The sequence below is a fragment of the Propioniciclava sp. genome, assembly GCF_029977985.1.
Classification (GTDB): Bacteria; Actinomycetota; Actinomycetes; order Propionibacteriales; family Propionibacteriaceae; genus Propioniciclava.
Genome location: NZ_JARKOT010000277.1, coordinates 1 through 16,936, shown reverse-complemented (window position 1 = coordinate 16,936; position 16,936 = coordinate 1). Strand labels below are relative to the sequence as shown.

Annotated in this window: 15 protein-coding genes, 1 pseudogene and 2 riboswitches; of the genes and pseudogenes, 9 read left to right on the top strand and 7 right to left on the bottom strand. The window is 72.2% G+C overall.

Going from position 1 to position 16,936, the window contains the following annotated elements:
• The 3 genes and pseudogenes from cbiE to cobI all read right to left on the bottom strand — a co-directional run.
• Positions 1-2,103, bottom strand: a pseudogene (gene cbiE, locus Q1K57_RS14955) (precorrin-6y C5,15-methyltransferase (decarboxylating) subunit CbiE); the annotation flags it as partial.
• The gene (gene cobM / locus Q1K57_RS14945) at positions 2,100-2,897 is read right to left on the bottom strand and encodes a precorrin-4 C(11)-methyltransferase (RefSeq protein WP_300084072.1); all 798 of its coding nucleotides are present in this window, start codon (positions 2,895-2,897) and stop codon (positions 2,100-2,102) included. The pseudogene cbiE and the gene cobM, both read right to left, overlap by 4 nt.
• On the bottom strand, positions 2,894-3,649 hold the full coding sequence (gene cobI, locus Q1K57_RS14940; protein ID WP_300084070.1) for a precorrin-2 C(20)-methyltransferase: 756 nt from the start codon (positions 3,647-3,649) through the stop codon (positions 2,894-2,896). The genes cobM and cobI overlap by 4 nt, the downstream gene beginning before the upstream one ends.
• Positions 3,650-3,676: 27 nt before the next feature.
• Positions 3,677-3,817: riboswitch (cobalamin riboswitch) on the bottom strand.
• A gap of 32 nt (positions 3,818-3,849) precedes the next feature.
• On the opposite strand from cobI, the gene Q1K57_RS14935 reads away from it, so the two are divergent.
• Together Q1K57_RS14935 and Q1K57_RS14930 are read left to right on the top strand one after the other, a co-directional pair.
• On the top strand, positions 3,850-4,791 hold the full coding sequence (locus Q1K57_RS14935; RefSeq protein ID WP_300084068.1) for a cobalamin biosynthesis protein: 942 nt from the start codon (positions 3,850-3,852) through the stop codon (positions 4,789-4,791).
• Positions 4,788-5,555, top strand: coding sequence for a cobalt-precorrin-6A reductase (locus Q1K57_RS14930; RefSeq protein WP_300084066.1), 768 nt, complete (start codon positions 4,788-4,790; stop codon positions 5,553-5,555). The genes Q1K57_RS14935 and Q1K57_RS14930 overlap by 4 nt, the downstream gene beginning before the upstream one ends.
• On the opposite strand, the gene cobF is transcribed toward Q1K57_RS14930, so the two are convergent.
• The 3 genes from cobF to cobO are packed head-to-tail and all read right to left on the bottom strand — an operon-like array spanning position 5,534 to position 9,368.
• Complete coding sequence (gene cobF / locus Q1K57_RS14925; protein WP_300084064.1) at positions 5,534-6,298, bottom strand: precorrin-6A synthase (deacetylating); 765 nt, start codon at positions 6,296-6,298, stop codon at positions 5,534-5,536. The two genes, Q1K57_RS14930 and cobF, sit on opposite strands and share 22 nt — an antisense overlap.
• The gene (locus Q1K57_RS14920; protein ID WP_300084062.1) at positions 6,295-8,760 is read right to left on the bottom strand and encodes a cobyrinate a,c-diamide synthase; all 2,466 of its coding nucleotides are present in this window, start codon (positions 8,758-8,760) and stop codon (positions 6,295-6,297) included. The genes cobF and Q1K57_RS14920 overlap by 4 nt, the downstream gene beginning before the upstream one ends.
• Complete coding sequence (gene cobO, locus Q1K57_RS14915) at positions 8,754-9,368, bottom strand: cob(I)yrinic acid a,c-diamide adenosyltransferase (RefSeq protein ID WP_300084059.1); 615 nt, start codon at positions 9,366-9,368, stop codon at positions 8,754-8,756. Before cobO ends, Q1K57_RS14920 begins: the two co-directional genes overlap by 7 nt.
• 62 nt (positions 9,369-9,430) lie before the next feature.
• On the opposite strand from cobO, the gene cbiT reads away from it, so the two are divergent.
• From cbiT to Q1K57_RS14890, 5 genes are all read left to right on the top strand, one after another.
• Positions 9,431-10,018 (top strand): precorrin-6Y C5,15-methyltransferase (decarboxylating) subunit CbiT, encoded by a 588-nt coding sequence (gene cbiT, locus Q1K57_RS14910; RefSeq protein WP_300084057.1) that lies wholly within the window; start codon positions 9,431-9,433, stop codon positions 10,016-10,018.
• 71 nt (positions 10,019-10,089) lie between these two features.
• A riboswitch (cobalamin riboswitch) is annotated at positions 10,090-10,211 on the top strand.
• A 29-nt stretch (positions 10,212-10,240) separates the two neighbouring features.
• Complete coding sequence (locus Q1K57_RS14905; protein WP_300084055.1) at positions 10,241-10,927, top strand: energy-coupling factor ABC transporter permease; 687 nt, start codon at positions 10,241-10,243, stop codon at positions 10,925-10,927.
• Complete coding sequence (locus Q1K57_RS14900) at positions 10,924-11,295, top strand: energy-coupling factor ABC transporter substrate-binding protein (RefSeq protein WP_300084053.1); 372 nt, start codon at positions 10,924-10,926, stop codon at positions 11,293-11,295. Before Q1K57_RS14905 ends, Q1K57_RS14900 begins: the two co-directional genes overlap by 4 nt.
• Positions 11,295-12,053: a cobalt ECF transporter T component CbiQ gene (gene cbiQ / locus Q1K57_RS14895; RefSeq protein WP_300084051.1), complete on the top strand. Its 759-nt coding sequence runs from the start codon at positions 11,295-11,297 to the stop codon at positions 12,051-12,053. The genes Q1K57_RS14900 and cbiQ overlap by 1 nt, the downstream gene beginning before the upstream one ends.
• Positions 12,050-12,886 carry an ATP-binding cassette domain-containing protein gene (locus tag Q1K57_RS14890; protein WP_300084050.1) on the top strand — a complete coding sequence of 279 codons (837 nt, stop codon included), beginning with the start codon at positions 12,050-12,052 and terminating at the stop codon, positions 12,884-12,886. The genes cbiQ and Q1K57_RS14890 overlap by 4 nt, the downstream gene beginning before the upstream one ends.
• 35 nt (positions 12,887-12,921) lie before the next feature.
• Here Q1K57_RS14890 and Q1K57_RS14885 read toward each other — a convergent pair whose 3' ends face one another.
• A complete protein-coding gene (locus Q1K57_RS14885) occupies positions 12,922-14,361 on the bottom strand; it encodes a cobyric acid synthase (RefSeq protein ID WP_300084048.1) in 1,440 nt (479 codons plus the stop codon).
• A gap of 14 nt (positions 14,362-14,375) precedes the next feature.
• On the opposite strand from Q1K57_RS14885, the gene Q1K57_RS14880 reads away from it, so the two are divergent.
• Both Q1K57_RS14880 and cobT read left to right on the top strand, forming a co-directional pair.
• Positions 14,376-15,452, top strand: a complete 1,077-nt coding sequence (locus Q1K57_RS14880) for a DMT family transporter (RefSeq protein ID WP_300084046.1) — start codon at positions 14,376-14,378, stop codon at positions 15,450-15,452.
• Positions 15,453-15,486: 34 nt separating this feature from the next.
• A complete protein-coding gene (cobT, locus tag Q1K57_RS14875) occupies positions 15,487-16,530 on the top strand; it encodes a nicotinate-nucleotide--dimethylbenzimidazole phosphoribosyltransferase (protein ID WP_300084044.1) in 1,044 nt (347 codons plus the stop codon).
• The last annotated feature ends 406 nt before the right edge of the window (positions 16,531-16,936 follow it).

Sequence of the window (16,936 nt, the reverse complement as noted above, 5' to 3'; positions counted from 1 at the left end):
TGACCAGGTCGGCCTCCGCCGCGGCCCGGACCCGCCGGAGGATCGTGTCCCAGTCGGTGTGCAGGTCGGACAGCGAGATGGTGGCGTGGTCGTGGCCGAGTGGTGCGCCGAGGATGGCGGACGCGGCGAGGCTGGCGGTGACGCCGGGCACGATCTCGATGTCGATGCCTTCGGTGCCCTGTTCGAGGGTGGGGGAGGCCATCGCGTAGATCGCGGGGTCGCCGGAGCACACGAGGGCGACGTCGTTGCCCTCGCGGGCGAACTGGATGGCGGTGGCCGTGCGTTCCTCCTCCTTGCCCATCGGGGTGCTGGCGATCCGGACGCCGGGGCGCAGCAGGTCCTTGACCTGGGCGACGTAGGGCCGGTAGCCGACCACGACTGAGGCGTTCCGGATCGCCCGCTGCGCGCGGGGAGTCGTCAGGTCGCGCGAGCCGGGGCCGAGGCCGATCACGGTGAGCCTGCCGCGGGCGGGGATGCGTCCGATCGCGCAGGTGGCCTCGGGCGTGCGCTGTTTCCCGACCAGGAGGGTGGCGCCGTGGGCGAGGACGGAGGCCTCGGCCACGCTGGGGGTGCCGACGGCGGCTCGCGCGTGCTCGCTCGGGTTGGGCACGTCCTGGGCGGCGAGCTGGTCCGCGGGGTAGGTGACGAGCGGGACGCCGAGCTGGGCGGCCAGTTCGACGAGCCCGGCCTCGTCGGCCTTGGCGTCGACGGTGGTGATCACGGCAACCGACGCCACGGCCAGGCCGGCTCGTTGCAGGCTGTGTTCGAGGAGGCCGCGGAGCGCGGTGGTGCCGGTGCCGCGGTTGCAGCCCATGCCGACGACGAGGCTGGGTGGGTTGAGCACCACGGCGGGCAGGTCACCGCGGGTGGTGAGCTGGTCGGTGACCAGCACCCGGGCGACGGTGCCGTCGGGCTCCTCGTCATCCGTCCCCACGACGCTCACCGAGGGCGGCAGCGGTGGCAGCGGCCAGGGTTGGCTCCGGGAGACCGTGACGGGTTCGCCGTCGAGGATGGCGCGGGTGACGGCGGCGACGTCGCCGGACCACGCCCAGCCCAGGGTGTCCAGGCCCGGCACGCCGGTCGCGTCGGTGGCGGTGGTGAGGACGGCGACAGCGCCGAGCCCTTCGGCGAGCCGGACGGCGAGCTCGTTGGCCCCGCCGGCGTGGCCGCCCACCAGCGGGATGACGAACCGGCCGGCATCGTCGATGACCACCACGCCGGGGTCGGTCTGCTTGGACGCCAGCAGGGGCGCGAGGATGCGGGTGGTGGCGCCGAGGGCCAGGTGGCTGACGATGAGGTCGCACTCGGCCCACGCCTGGGGAAGGCCGGTGACGGCGCCGCAGGCGTAGCGGCGGGTGGGCCGGCCGAGGATGGCGTCGATCTGGTCGGCGCGGGCGCGGCTGGCCGGGCCGCTGGTGACCTGTCCGATCATTGCTGTTCTCCGATGACGAGGGCTGACGGGTGTCGGGTGGGGCCGGCGACGTCTCCCGGCCAGGGGGCGTCGTCGTCACAGGGGTGCCGCTCGAGCACGAGGACGACGTTGGGCTCGCGAGCGACGGTGGTGCGCGCCTCTGCGGTGGTGAGGACGCGGACGCGTTCGTCAGGTTCGCCGAGCCGCTCGGCCAGGACGTACCACCTGCCCAGGTCCGCCAGGGCGGTGGCCAGCTCCCTGATGCCGTGTTCCGCGGAGGTGAGCACCGCGACCTTGCCGGCGCTGCGTGCCAGGTCGAGGGCCGGTTGGAGAGGACGGCCGTGGACGCTGACGACGGCGGCGTCGTCCCAGGGCAGGCCGACCGCGGCGAACGCGGCAGCGATCGAGGACAAGGCCGGCACCACGAGGGGCCGGAGGCCGGCAGCGCGTAGCGACCTGACGACGCCGAAGTACAGCGGGTCGCCGCTGGCGATCACGACGACCACCTGTTCTTCGGGTAGGGCGGCGAGCTGTTCAACGGCCGGCCGCAGCGCTCCGAGGGTGATGCGTCGGGAGTTCTCGACCTCGAGGGTGTCGAGGTGGCGTTGCCCGCCCACCACCCAGTCGGCGGTGGCGGCGGCCATCCGGAGCTCGAGGGTGGGGGAGCCGAGCAGGCCGTGGACGGTGATCACGTCTCGGTCCTGGTCACCAGCGGGGTGCCGTCGGCGGCGCGGTACTCGTGGCGGAAGCCGGGGTGGTACAGGTGGCTGCGGGTGTCGTGCCACTCGGCCAGGGCCGGCCCGACCAGCACGACGGTGTGCTTCCACAGTTTGTGGGCCCTCATGGTGGCGGACAGTTCGGCCAGCGGGCAGCGCAGCATCAGCTCGTCGGGCCAGCTCACCCGGTAGCCGACGATGCACGGCGTGTGGGGCGGGTAGCCGCCGGCCAGCAGCTCGTCCTGGAGCACCTTGTTGCGGGCCGCGGACAGGTACAGCGCCATGGTGACGCCGTGGGCGGCGAACCCGCGGACGGTCTCCCGGTCGGGCATCGGGGTGCGGCCGCCTTCGAGGCGGGTGAGGATGAGGGTCTGGGACACCTCGGGGATGGTGATCTCGGCGTCCATCCGGGCGGCGGCGGCGGAGAAGGCCGAGACGCCTGGGATGGTGCGGTGCGGAATGCCGATCCGCTCACAGATCCGGCGCTGCTCGGCGGTGGCACCGTAGATCGACGGGTCGCCGGTGTGGACGCGGGCGACCAGCAGCTCCTCGTCGTAGGCGCGCTGGTAGAGCGGGGTGATGTCCTCCAGCGACCCGGTGGCGGAGTCGACGACGAGCGCGCCGGGCTTGGTGTTCGCCACGATGGCGGCGTCGACCAGGCTGGAGGCCCAGATCACGATGTCGGCCTGCTCGATCACCCGGGCGCCACGAAGCGTGATCAGGTCGGCCGCGCCCGGGCCGGCGCCGACGAAGACGACCTGGCCGCTCACAGCGAGCCGCCGGTGCTGGTGCGCCGCGGTGCGACAAGGACCGTGGAGAAGTACGGGGCGCTGGCGGACTCCACCTCGCTGAGCGGGGTGATCGTCTGGTCGGGCAGACCGACGTTCACCCCGAGCACCCCGTCCAGGCCGCGGTCGTGGACGAGCGCGAGCAGGCCGGGCAGCTGGCGTCCGCCCTTGTAGGCGACGACGGTGTCGGCATGGTCGAGGGCGGCGCCGACCGCGCCGAGACCGGCCGTCACCGGTACGAGGGTGAGGCTCTCGCGTCCCTCGACCAGTGGGGTGAGGCTGGCTGCGGCCAGCGCCTGCATGGCGGTGATGCCCGGCACGACCGACACGTCGACGTCGGGCACCGCTGCCCGTACCTGGGCGGCGAGGTAGGAGAACGTCGAGTAGACGCTCGGGTCGCCGACGGTGGCGAAGGCGACCGTGGCCGCCCCCGCCCGGAACGCGTCGACAGCGGCCTGCGCCGACGCCTCCCACGACTGGCGCCGCTCGGTGCCGACACCGGTGCGTTGCGCCATGCTGAACGGGACCCGCCGCAGCTTGCCTGCGGACTCCGGGCAGGCATGGAGCACGATCTGTTCGGCTCGGCCCGCCTCGTCACCGCTGGCCTCCGTGCTGGGCACGAGGATGACGTCGGCGGCCCTCAGGGTGGCGACAGCCTTCAGGGTGACGAGTTGGGGATCGCCGGGCCCGACGCCGACCCCGATCAGGGTGGACGTGCGCGCAGCAGTATCCATGGAGCCTCCTCAGGTGCCTCGCCCGATGTCTTCGCTCTGCAGCGAGGCGAGTTCCTGGCTCCCGTGCCGAGGCACGGTCACAGTGGCGGGACCGCCCCGGACTCGCCCCTTCGGGCTCACCGGAGTTCCTCGGCACATCTCTGCGCCGCCCAGTCTGGCACACTCGATGGCGAACAATTGCCGCCAGCGGAAGGTTGGTCATGCGCGGACCGGGGACGGCGACAGCTCTCGGCCTCGCCCTGGGCTGGACGGCCGACCAGCTGCTCGGCGACCCGCGTCGCTGGCACCCCGTCGCCGGGTTCGGCCGGCTCGCCACCGCGGTGGAGCAGCGGACCTACGCCGACGACCGGCTGCGCGGAGCCGTCCACGTCGCCGTGCTGGTCGGCGGCACGGCCGCGCTCGGGAGCCTGGTCTCCCGCAGCGCCAGACACCCCGTGCTGGCGACCCTGGCGACCGCAGCAGCCACGTGGACCGTGCTCGGTGGGCGGTCACTGGCTCGTGAGTCCGAGGCGGTCGCTGCCCACCTGGCCGCCGACGACCTGGCCGCGGCACGACTCCAGGTCAGCCACCTGGTCAGCCGGGACCCGCAGACCCTCGATGCCGACGGCGTGGCCCGAGCCGCCCTGGAGTCCGTGGCGGAGAACACCTCCGACGCGGTGGTCGCCCCGCTGTTCTGGGGCGCGATCGCGGGCATTCCGGGACTGCTGGCCTACCGGGCGGTCAACACCCTGGACGCGATGGTCGGCTACCGCAACGATCGCTACCGCAACTTCGGCTGGGCAGCGGCGAAGCTCGACGACCTGGCCAACCTGCTCCCAGCAAGGATCAGCGGCGGACTTGCCGTCCTGACCGCCCCCCTGGTGGGCGGGAGACCCACCGACGCACTGCGGGCCGTGCGCGACCAGTCCGGCGGGCACCCCAGCCCCAACGGCGGCGTGGTCGAGGCGGCCTTCGCCGGCGCCCTGCGGGTCACCCTTGGTGGCCGCAACACCTACGGCGGGGTCGAGGAGGACCGTGGCGAACTGGGCCACGGCCCCGCACCGTCGGCGGCCGATCTCGCGCGCGCGAACCGTCTGGCACTGGCGGTCTCAGCCGGAGCTGCGGGCCTCAGCGTCCTGGCCGCGCTCGCGAGGCGACGGTGAACCTCCTGCTGCTGGGTGGCACCTCCGAGGCACGCGAGCTCGTCGCACTGCTCGCCGCCGACAACGTCGACGTGGTCACGTCGCTGGCCGGCAGCGTGGCCGACCCGCACCCGCCAGAGGGCACGACCCGGGTCGGCGGCTTCGGCGGCGCGGACGGACTGGCCGATTACCTGCGCGGCCAGCACGTCGACGTTGTGGTCGACGCGACCCATCCGTTCGCCGGGCGGATGAGTGCGAACGCGGCTGCGGCGTGTGGCCGGGCCGGGGTGCCGCTGCTGCGACTTTCACGGCCGAGCTGGGCCGCCCGACCGGACGCCGCGTCCTGGCACTGGGTCGACTCGATCGACCGGGCACGGGAGGTCGCCGTCCGGCTGGGCGAACGGGTCTTCCTGGCGATCGGACGGCAATCACTCGGCGAGTTCATCGGCTGGACGGACCGGTTCGTCCTCGCCCGCGTGGTGGACCTTCCCGACCTCGCGGTTCCGCCCTCCTGGACGGTGCTGCGTGGTCGCGGCCCTTTCCGGATCGAGGACGACCTCGACCTGCTGCGAAGCCACGACATCGACGTGCTGGTCACCAAGGATTCCGGCGGCCCGACCGACGCAAAGCTCGACGCGGCGTCCGAACTGGGGGTGCCGGTGGTCATGATCCGTCGGCCCGCCCCGCCGGAAGGCGTGCCGGTGGTGACGGACGTTGCCGACGTGGTGGTCTGGCTGAGGGGAGTTCGCCGGGGCGCGGCCGGTCAGCGACGCCGCAGCAGGTAGGTGTCGAACATCCAGCCCTTGCGGGCCGCGGCCTCGGCGCGGATGCGCAGGATCTCGTCCCGAACGCTCGACAGCGGACCAGAGACGAGGATCTCGTCGGCGGTGCCGAGGTAGGCGCCCCAGTAGATGTCCAGCCCGTCGGGTTCGATGGCGGCAAAGGTCTGGGCCCCGTCCAGCATCACCACCACGTCGTCCATGCCGGCCGGCATGCCGCCGCGGAGCAGCCGGGCAGGGCTGATCTGGAGCGCGCGGCCCTGTCTGTTGAGCGGGATCTGGTGCCGGGCGGCGAGGGCCAGCACGCTGCTGATGCCCGGCAGGACGCGCATCCTGATCGGCGCGTCGGCGGGGGCGGCCGCTACCAGTTGGGCGGCGATCGCCAGGGTGCTCTCGTACAGGCTCGGGTCACCCCAGACGAGGAAGCCACCCACCTGCCCCGGGCGGAGCGACCGGCCGACGGCAAGGCTCCACTGCTCGAGTCGTTGGGTGCGCCAGCGGGCCACGGCCCGGTCGTAGTCGGGGGCGGTCCGCCAGGGCCGCGGTGGGTCGGTGAGCTCGACGATCTGCACGGGCGTGGTGCGGTGCCGCTCGACCACGACTCTCCGCGCCTCGACGAGGTCGTCCAGGTCACCGTCCTTCACCACCACGAAGAGCACATCGAGCTGCTGGATGGCTCGGGACGCTTCGATCGTCATCCAGTCGGGATCTCCGGCACCGATGCCGATCAGGAAGAGTTCACGGCTCACGATCCACCTCCGGTTCGTGGCGAGCCCGGGCGGAGCCCGGCGAGGGTTGCGACGAGGGAATCGGCAACCTCGGGCGCTGGCACTTTGACCCTGATCCAGGTCGGGCCGAGGCCGGGGAACGACTCGCCGCGCCGGACGGCGAAGCCGGCCGCGGCGAGGGCGGGCCGGACCGAGCCGGGGCCGCAGCAGGAGGTGTCGACGAGCACGAACGGCGCTGCCGAGGGCACGCTGGGGAAGCCGGCGTGTGACAGTGCCCCGACCAAGTGGTCGCGGTCGGCGTTCAGGACGAGGTACCGGCTCGCGGCCTCGGCCCGTGCGGTCGGGGTACTGGTGGCGATCATCGCCGCGATGGCGGGCGCCGAGACCGGCCAGGAGGGTTGGGCTTGGGCCAGCCGCTCGATCAGGCAGGGGTCGCCGACCACGTAGCCGACCCGCAACCCGGCCAGACCCCACGTCTTGGACAGGGATCGCAGCACGAGCCGGTTCGGCATGTCCGGTTCGATCAACGACTCACGTTCGTCGGTGGCGTCCATGAACGCTTCGTCGACGACCAGCAGCCGGCCGTGGCCGGCCTCAAGCAGGGCGTCGCGACGGTGGAGCCAGCCGGTGGGGTTGGTGGGGTTGCCGACGAACAGGGCATCGGCCCAGGCGGGCAGCCCGGTGAGGGCGGGGACGCCGCGGTCGGTGCGGACGGGCAGGAGCCACCGCTGGACGGGGTGGCCGGCGGCCTGCAGCGCAGCTTCGGGTTCGGTGAACTGGGGGTGCACCACCAGCGGGTGGGTGGCGGTGAGGACCCTCCCGATCAGTGCGAACCCCTCGGCTCCGCCGGCGGTGGGGAGCACCATCTCCGGCGGAACTCCGTGGGCCGTAGCGATCGCGTTCCGGGCCTCTTCGACGTCGGGGTAGCGGCCCAGAGTGGTGGTGGCGGCGGCGATCTGGACGGCGAGCCACGGCGGGGCGCCGGGCAGCATGACGTTGACGGCCAGGTCGACCAGGTCGGGAGCGGTGTCGTGGTCGCCGTGGTGGTGGAGGTCGATCCCGTCGGCGCGGCCGGCGTGCCCTGGGGCCGGCTCGATGCCGCCGGTTCGGGCGGTGAAGGCGGCCGCGGCGTCGGCGAAGCGCTGGACGCACTCAGGCTGCCCGGCCCAGTGCAGGTGCAGGTAAGAGGTGTGCAGAGTCGGGGTCCCGGTCCGGGCGGGGTCGAGGGAGAAGCCCTCGCTCGCGTCCGACCATGTCCAGGCCGGGCTCGGTCCGGCTGGCGGGCTGGTGTAGGTGCGGTGGAACTCGTGACCGGCAACCCGCGTCCCGGCCGGTGCGAGCAGGGTGCCGCTGCCGGTGGTGGCGGTGCGGTAGCCGAGGGTGAGCCGGGGGGTCATCCGGCTGGTGGCGGGCAGCGCCCCGACCATCGGGTGGCCGTCGAGGTGCTCGGTGAGGTACAGCTGGCCGGCGCATTCGGCGACGGTGGGGAGCCCGGCGGCGATCGCGTCGGCGACCTCCGCCCGCAGCTCGGCGTTGGCGCTGAGCTCGACGGCGTGGACCTCGGGGAACCCCCCGCCGATGTACAGCCCGGCCAACCCCCGGGGCAGCCGGGTGTCGGCCAGCGGGTCGATCTCGACGACCCGGCAGCCGGCCGCCGTGAGCAGTTCGGCGGTCTCGGCGTACCGAAAGGTGAACGCTCGGCCGGCGAACATCCCGACCAGCGGCCGCCCCGCCACCGGGGTCACGACCTCGCTCGGGTCCCACGGGGTGGCGTCCAAGGCCGCGGCGCTGCCGGCCAGGTCCAGCACGGCTGCCAGGTCGACGTGCTCGGCGATATGCGCGGCAAGGGTGGCGATGGTCGCGGCCGACTCCGCGCGTTCGGCGGCGGGTACGAGACCCAGGTGGCGGGACGGGGCAGCGATCCCGGCGCTGCGCGGTACCAGGCCGAGCACCGGAACACCCGCGGCGGCGAACACCGCAGCGAGCTCGGCACCGTGGCGGGGACTGGCCACCCGGTTCACGACCACGCCACCGATGCGGATGCGTTCGTCGAAGCCGCGCAGGCCCAGCGCGCCGGCTGCGGCGGTCCGGGACGACCCGGCCGCATCAACCACCAGCAACACCGGGGCGTCGATCAGCCGCGCGATGTGGGCGGTGGAGCCGAACCCGTCGCGTCCCAGCTGGCCGTCGAACAGCCCCATCACGCCTTCCACTATCGCCACCTCGGCCGGGGCGGGAGAGAGCGTGCCGTGCAGGAACAGCCGTGGCACCAGCTCCTCACCGGCCAGGACAGCGTCAAGGTTGCGGCCCGGGCGGCCAGTCGCGAGTGCGTGGTAGCCGGGGTCGATGAAGTCCGGGCCGACCTTGAAGCCGGCCACCTGCCGTCCGGCGGCGGCCAACGCAGCCATGATCCCGGTGGCGATGGTGGTCTTTCCCGCCGACGATGCGGCGGCGGCGACGACGAGCCGGGGGATCGTCACCATTCGATGCCCGCCTGGCCCTTCTGGCCGGTGTCGAAGGGGTGCTTGCGCTTGGTCATCTCGGTGACGGTGGTGGCGATCTCGACAAGCTCGGCCGGCGCTGCCCGTCCGGTGACCACGACGTGCTGCACCCCAGGCCGGTCGCGCAGCGTCGCCACCACCTCACCGACATCCAGCCAGCCCCACGTCAGCGGGTAGGTGAGCTCGTCCAGCACGTACAGCTGGTGCCGCTGCGCAGCCAGGCGGGAGGCCACCTCGGCCCACGCCTCGCGGGCCGCTTGGGCGTGCTCGGGCTCGGCACCGGGCTTGCGGACCCAGCGGCGGCCGGCCCCGGTGGCGTACCACTCGACCTCCCCGCCGGCCCCGCTGCGTTCGTGCTCGGCCCCCAGCGCCTCGAGCGCGGCGCGTTCTCCGGTGACCCACTTGCCGGACTTGATGAACTGGAACACCCCGATCGACCAGCCCTGGTGCCAGGCCCGCAGGGCCAGGCCCATCGCGGCGGTGGTCTTGCCCTTGCCCTCGCCGGTGTTCACGATCAGGGCGGGCAGGAGCCGCCGCTCCTTCGTGGTCAGCCCGTCCCGGGCGGTGTCGACGGGTTCGCCCTCAGGCATGTCGGGGTCCGGTTCTCCAGCTCACGGCCCAGATTGTGCCGCATCCGGTTAGGGTGCTCGCCATGAACGACCATCCCGGGCCCTGGGCCCAGCTCAGCGCCGGGTTGCCCGACGAGGCGTTCGACACCGACGGACTGCTGACCAAACGAGTGCTGCGCGCCTACGCGCTTGCCGTGCTCGCCCCACGGCCCGGGGAACGGTTGTGGGACCTGGGTGCCGGCACCGGCTCGATCGGCATCGAGTGGTGCCGCCTGCACCCGGCCAACACCGCCATCGCCGTCGAGCGGGACGGTGAACGCGCCGCACGCATCGCGGAGAACGCCACGAACCTGCAGGTCGCCGGCCAACTCGATGTCCGGGTCGGCGCCGTGGCGTCGGTACTCGCCGAGCTCCCCGCACCGGACGCGGTCTTCGTCGGCGGCGGTGTCGAGGACCAGGTATTGCAGGACTGCTGGGTGGCCCTCGGCCGCCACGGACGGCTCGCCGCCCACAGCGTCACCGCCGACTCCGACGCGATCCTGCTGGATGCCTACCGGCGCTGGGGCGGGGAGCTGAGCCGGATCGGGGTCGAGGTCGCCGAACCAATCGGACGGTTCACCGGCCTGCGGCCGCTGCGCAGCGTCACGAGTTGGGCCGCGACCAAACACTGACCCCGGACAGGTCCAGTCCGGCGTGCTGAGACGGGCGTCCCAGAATTCCGCAATCTTGCGCATCCCGGCGTCTTGAGGTGCGAGGATCAAGTGCCGTCCACGACACGGAACCCGGTGAGAATCCGGGACGGTCGGGCCACTGTGACCCCAGCGATGGGGGAGTCAGATACGTGCGTGGGTGACGGTTCCTTAGGCCACGTCACCTAGAAGGGGAACTCACTGATGCATATCGCTGAGGGATTCCTACCTGTCGTTCACTGCGTCGCTTGGTACGCAGTCTCCGCCCCATTCGTCGTCCACGGCGCCCGCAAGGTCGTCCAGCAGGCGAAAGAACACCCCGAGTCGCGGCTGCTGCTGGCCGCCGCTGGGGCCTTCACCTTCGTCCTGTCCTCGATCAAGCTCCCCTCGGTCACGGGCAGTTCGTCCCACCCTACCGGGACCGGCCTGGGTGCGGTCTTGTTCCGGCCGCCAGTGATGGCGTTCCTGTCCACGATCGTGCTGATCTTCCAGGCCCTGCTGCTGGCCCACGGCGGCATCACCACCCTCGGCGCGAACGTGTTCAGCATGGGTATCGCCGGACCCTGGGTGGGCTACTGGTTCTGGAAGCTGTCCAGCAGGTTCGGCTGGAACCGCAACGTCGGGGTCTTCCTGGCCCTGGCGTTCGCCGACCTGTCCACCTATGTGGTGACGAGCGTCCAGCTCGCCCTCGCCTTCCCGGACCCGGTCTCGGGCATCCTCGGCTCGGTGGTCAAGTTCATGAGCATCTTCGCGATCTCCCAGATCCCGCTCGCCATCGCTGAAGGTCTTCTGGGAGTGCTCGTCTTCCGACTCATCTGCGATGTTGCCAGGCCCGAGCTGGAACGCCTCGGCGTCCTCAGCCCGGCCGTTGCCGAGGCGGTGTCGGCATGAGCAGGAAGGCGATCATCAACACCGTCCTCGCGGTGGCCATGGTGGCCATCTTCGTGGTCAGCTTCGCCATCGGCGGCGCCGCCCGGGTAAACACCGAGAACCCGGACGGGCGCTTCGGCGGCACCGACGACAAGGCGACCACGGCGATCCAGGAGATCGACCCCAACTACCAGCCCTGGTTCAGCCACTTTCTCGAGCCCGCCTCCGGCGAGGTCGAATCCGGCCTGTTCGCCATGCAGGCAGCGATCGGCGGGGCCGTCCTCGGCTTCGCGATCGGCGGCTACTGGGGACGACGCAAGGGCGAGAAGGCAACGTCAGCCGGAGCACCACCAGCTCCCTCCGACGTCGTACCCGACCCTGGCGCCTGATGTCGCACGGCTTGACGCTGGACCACGCGGCGTGGTCCAGCCCGTGGCGAGCGCGCTCGGTCCGTGACAAAGGGCTGCTGTCAGGCGGGCTGTTGCTCTCGGCGATCACGCTGCCCCCCATCCCCGGGGGCGCCGCGGTCGCCGTGGCCAGCCTGGTGCTGCTGCTGGGCCCGATCCGCGTCGGTTGGGCTCGACTCGGGCGGATCATGTGGCTGCCTGTGGTCTCGATCCTGGTCGGCGTGGCAACGGTCGCGGTGAGCGTCAGCTGGGACGCCGGGCTGCGCCTGCAGGTCACCCCTGTCGGGCTGGATCAAGCCACGCAGCTGGCCGTCCGCGCCGTCGCGGCCACCTTGGCCATGTTCACCCTGGCCTGCTCGACGCCGATGATCGATCTGCTGTCCAGCCTGCGGCGCGCCCGCATCCCGGACCCGCTGATCGAGATCGCCTCGCTGATCTACCGGTTCAGCTTCGGCCTGCTGGAGAGCGCCGGAGCAGTTCATCAGGCGCAGGAGGCGCGGTTGGGGTATGCCACCCGGTCCGCGGCGATGCGTTCGGCGTCCATGGGGGTGGCGGTGCTGTTCCTCCGCTCCTGGGACCGGGCGCGCCGTCTTGAGGCCGGCCTTGCCGGACGGGGCTACGAGGACGCGCTGCGAACCCTGGAACCGGCACGGCTGAGGTCCACCGGTTTCCTGGTCACCAGTGTGGCGGCGCTTGCATTACTGGCTGCCGGTTCGGTGGGGTGGGTGGTGCTGCGATGAGTCACCGCCAACTCGCCGCCGGCGGACTCGATGTCGCCTTCGGGCACCACCGGGTGCTCCGCGGCGCAGACCTCGAGATTCCCCGCGGGCAGCGCCTGGCGCTGCTCGGCGCCAACGGATCGGGCAAGACCACGCTGCTGCGCACGCTCGCCGGCTCGGTGAAGCCGAACCGCGGCAACGTTCTGGTTGACGGCGCTCCCTTGGTATTCGACCGGGCCGGCCTTCGGGCCCATCGGCAGGTCGTCCAGCTGGTCGCGCAGAACCCCGACGACCAGTTGTTCGCCGCCGACGTGTACCGCGACGTCTCCTTCGGCCCGTTGAACCTCGGACTGGGTGAGGCAGAAGTCCGGCAGCGGGTGGCGGAGGTGCTGGCCGTGCTGTCGATCGAGGAGCTCGCCGAGCGGCCGATCCACGAACTGTCCTACGGGCAGCGCAAGCGGGTCGCCATCGCCGGGGCACTGGCGATGCGGCCGTGCATCATGCTGCTCGACGAGCCCACTGCCGGGCTTGACCCGCAAGGAGTGGACGAGATGGTCGGCGCCCTGGAGAGCCTCCTTCGCGCCCACACCACGGTGGTGATCGCCACCCACGAGGTCGACTTCGCCCTGTGGTGGGCCGACACGGTCGCCGTGCTGGTGAACGGGCAGGTCCGCCACGGGGGACCCGCCGAGCTGCTCTCCAACGAGGCGCTCGTGGCGGCCGCCCGGCTCCGGCAACCGCTGGTGCTGCAAGCCGCCGCGGGCCTGGGCCTGGCCCCGGGCTCGGTCACCGACGTACCCGGGCTCGTCGCCGCGGTGCGGTCGGCCGGAGTCCTCGGCGAGGGCGCAGCCTGACGACGATGGTGCCGATGTTCCGGATGCGCTGCTGCTCAGCGACCAGCCAGTCGCAGCAGCGCACCCACATCGGCGTGCTGCTCCAGGGCGTCGGCCAGTTCGTCCAGCATCTGGGTGCGACGCTCGGCGAAACCGGGAGCACCCGCGGCGGGCCGCCAGGCCGAGCCGACCGTGTCGGCCAGCTCGGTGAGCCACGCACGGCGGAACCCGTCGTTCTCGAACGCGCCGTGCCAGATCGTGCCCCAGGTGTTGCCGACCCGGACCCCGTCCAGGAACGGCTCACCCCCATTCGGCTCAACCACCCCGTGGTGGATCTCGTACCCGGTGACTGGGTGCCCGCGCCAACTGCCGGTCGGCTTTCCGAGGACCTTCTCCGCGTTGAACCGGACCGTCGCCGGCAACAGGCCCAGCCCCGGCTCGGTGCCGAGCGCGGATTCAATCGGGTCGTCGATCACCTCGGTGAGCATCTGGTAGCCGCCGCAGATCCCCAGGATCGGACCGCCTGCGGCTGCTCGGCGGGAGAGGGCGTCGGCGAGCCCGAGCCGCCGCAGCCAGTCGAGGTCGGCCAGAGTACTGCGGCTGCCGGGCAGGACGACCAGGTCGGCGCTCGCGATGTCGGACGGGCTGGCGCTGGCGAACACGTCCAGGCCGGGCTCGGCGGCCAGGGCGTCCAGATCGGTGGCGTTCGAGATGCGGGGGAACCGGACCGCGGCGACCCGCAGGGTCCCGGCACGGCCGGGCAGGCGCGGCCACTTCGCGAACGCGAGCGCGTCCTCGCTGTCCAGCCACACCTGGTCCAGCCACGGCACCACGCCCAGGCACGGCAGGCCCGTGCGGGCGGTGAGTTCCACCAGGCCCGGGTCGAGGACCGACTGGTCGCCGCGGAACTTGTTGATCAGATAGCCGGCCAGGGTGGCACGGTCGTCATCGTCGCTGATCGCCCAGTGGCCGTAGATGGACGCCAGCACCCCGCCCCGGTCGATGTCCCCGACCAGCACGACCGGGAGTCCGAACTGCCGAGCCAGGCCGAAGTTGACGTAGTCACCGGCACGCAGGTTGATCTCGGCCGGCGAGCCGGCGCCCTCCGCCACCACCAGGTCGTACTCGGCCTCCAGCTGCCGATAGGCGTCGAACGCCGCCGCCGCGAGCCGGGCACGACCATTGGTGTACTCGCCGGCCTCGAGGGTGCCGCCCGGCTGGCCACCGAGCACGATGAACGCCCGCCGGTCGGTAGCGGGCTTGAGCAACACCGGGTTCAGCAGCGCGGACGGCTCAACCCCGGCCGCCAGGGCCTGCAGGTACTGGGCGCGTCCGATCTCGGAACCGTCCGGGCAGACCATCGAGTTGTTGCTCATGTTCTGCGCCTTGAACGGCGCCACCCGCACGCCGCGCCGGGCGAATGCGCGGCACAGCCCGGCGACGATCAGCGACTTGCCGGCGTCCGACGAAGTGCCCGCCACCAGGATTCCTGCCACCCGCGCATCCTCCCATGCCCACCCGGCAGGGTGGGGCGATGACCGGCGGCGCCCGATCCCGGAGCGGGGCAGTCGCTGGGCTCGCCGCCGCAGCGCTGTTCGGCGCCGGCACGCCGATCGCGAAGCTACTGCTCGGCCAGACCAGCCCCTGGCTCCTCGCCGGCCTGCTCTACACCGCCTTCGGCCTGACGCTGTCGCTGTGGCGAATCGCGCGACGCTCCCCCAGAGTGCGCATCCCGCCCGCGGAGGTGGCGCCCCTCGCCGGCGCCGTGCTGTTCGGAGGCGTCCTCGCCCCCGTGCTGCTCATGCTCGGGTTGGTCGCGATGCCCGCCAGCGGCGCATCCCTCCTGCTCAATGCCGAAGCGCTGTTCACCGCACTGATCGCCTGGCTGGTGTTCAAGGAAGCCACGAGCCGCAGAATCGTCACCGGTTTCGCGCTGATCGCCGCCGGCGCGGCGGTGCTCAGCTGGCCCGGGCAACCCCAGTTCGCCGGCACCTGGCCCACCCTTGCCGTGCTCGGCGCCTGCCTGTGCTGGGGCATCGACAACAACCTCACCCGCATGGTGGCCCGCAACGACCCGGTCTGGTTGGCCGCGGTGAAGGGTGCCGTCGCCGGGCCGGCCAACCTCGCCCTCGCATTCTCGTTGGGTGCTCGGCTGGCGGACGCAGCGGCGGTCGGCGCCGCAGCGGCGGTCGGCGTCCTGTCCTACGGAGTGAGTCTCGTGCTGTTCCTCTCCGCGCTCGCCTCCCTCGGATCTGCCAGGGCCGGGGCGTACTTCGCCGTTGCCCCCTTCTTCGGAGCGATCCTCGCCCTAGCGCTCGGCGAGCCGTTCAGCTGGACGCTGGCTGCCGCGGCCGCACTCATGGGAGCCGGCATCACGCTGCACCTCACCGAACACCACAACCACGAGCACGCACATCCCGCGGTCACCCACGACCACTGGCACAGCCACGACGACGGACACCACAGCCACGCACACGACCCTGCCGTCGCGGCCCTCCGCCACAGCCACGAGCACACGCATTCGGCCATCGCACACACCCACTCGCACTGCCCCGACGCCGACCACCGGCACGACCACCACACCTGAACCAGGCCACCACCCGTCCAACCGAAGGAGAACCATGACCCAACCCGAACTCCGCACCCCCGTCCAGGCCCCGAGCAACGCCGCGTACGCCGCAGCTCGAACCCTCAGCGACGGGCAGGCCAAGCCGCTCGGGGCCCTGGGTGACCTGGAGACGCTGGCCGCGTGGGTGGCGTCCTGCCAGGGCACCTGCCCGCCGCGCCAGCTGGACGACGTCCGGGTGGTGGTCTTCGCCGGTGACCACGGGGTCGCGGCGGACGGGGTCTCGGCCTACCCGGCGGCGATCACTCCTGCCATGGTCTACGGCATCGCCGGTGGGCATGCCGGGGTCTCGGCTCTGGCCGCCGCGAACAACGTGACCGTGAGCATCTACGACCTCGGGGTCGCCGTCGACGTCCCCGACCTGCCCGCGGAGATCAGCCGGTTCAAGGTGCGACGGTCCTCCGGCCCGATCCACCTTGCGGACGCGCTCACCCGCGCAGAGGTCGAGTTGGCTCTGGAGGCCGGCGACACGATCGCGGGAGAGCAGATCGCGGACGGTGCCCAGCTGCTGATCTCCGGTGACCTGGGGATCGGCAACACCACCATTGCCGCCGCCCTGATCGCGGCGTCCCTGGGCGTGCCGGCCCCTGCCGTGACCGGACGTGGCACCGGCATCGACGAGGGCACTCTCGTGCACAAGACGGCCTTGGTCAAGGCCGCCCTTGCCCGGGCCGGGGAGCGGGTCGCCGACCCCGTCGAGCGCCTCGCCGCCTTGGGCGCAGCCGACTTCGCGGCCGCCGTGGGCTTCATCTCCGGCGCCGCACGCCGGGGCGTCCCCGTGCTCCTGGACGGGGTCATCGCCGCTTCAGAGGCGCTGGTTGCCGAGGACTACGCGCCCGGCACCAAGGCGTGGCTGCAGGCCGGCCACCGCTCCACCGAACCCGGCCAGGCTCTCGCCCTCGACCGGCTCGACCTGTCGCCCCTGGTCGACTTCTCGATGCGGCTCGGCGAGGGCAGCGGCGCGGTGCTGGCCGTGCCGATGGTGCGCTCGGCCGTGGCCGCACTCACCGGCATCGCCCAGCTCTCCGACCTGACGTGAGCGCCCGCGCCGGGCTGCGGCTGGCGTGCCGATCGGACAGACGCCCGCGCCGCGAGGTGAAAGGGGCTTCGCTGACGGGGCATCCGAACACTGAATCGCCGCGGGTCTGCTGCAGGCGAGTGGTGGGGTTATGGGCGTCGGCGTGGCCGACCGTGTTGGGGTCCGTCGCGGCTGCTGAGGGATGACACTCTTTGTCGACGCACCGGCTGCGGGGCGGGCTTCCACTGGTGAGGTGCATCGGAGTAGCCAGCTCTGCTCGGATGCCTGGGGACTGCTGCACGACTTGGTGACAGTTGGGTTAGGCGGCTTGGAGGGCCGGTGTGGTCATGATGGTCTCGAACTCGATGGGGGTCAATCGGCCAAGGCGTTGTTGGCGTCGGCGGCGGTGATAGGTGCGTTCGGTCCA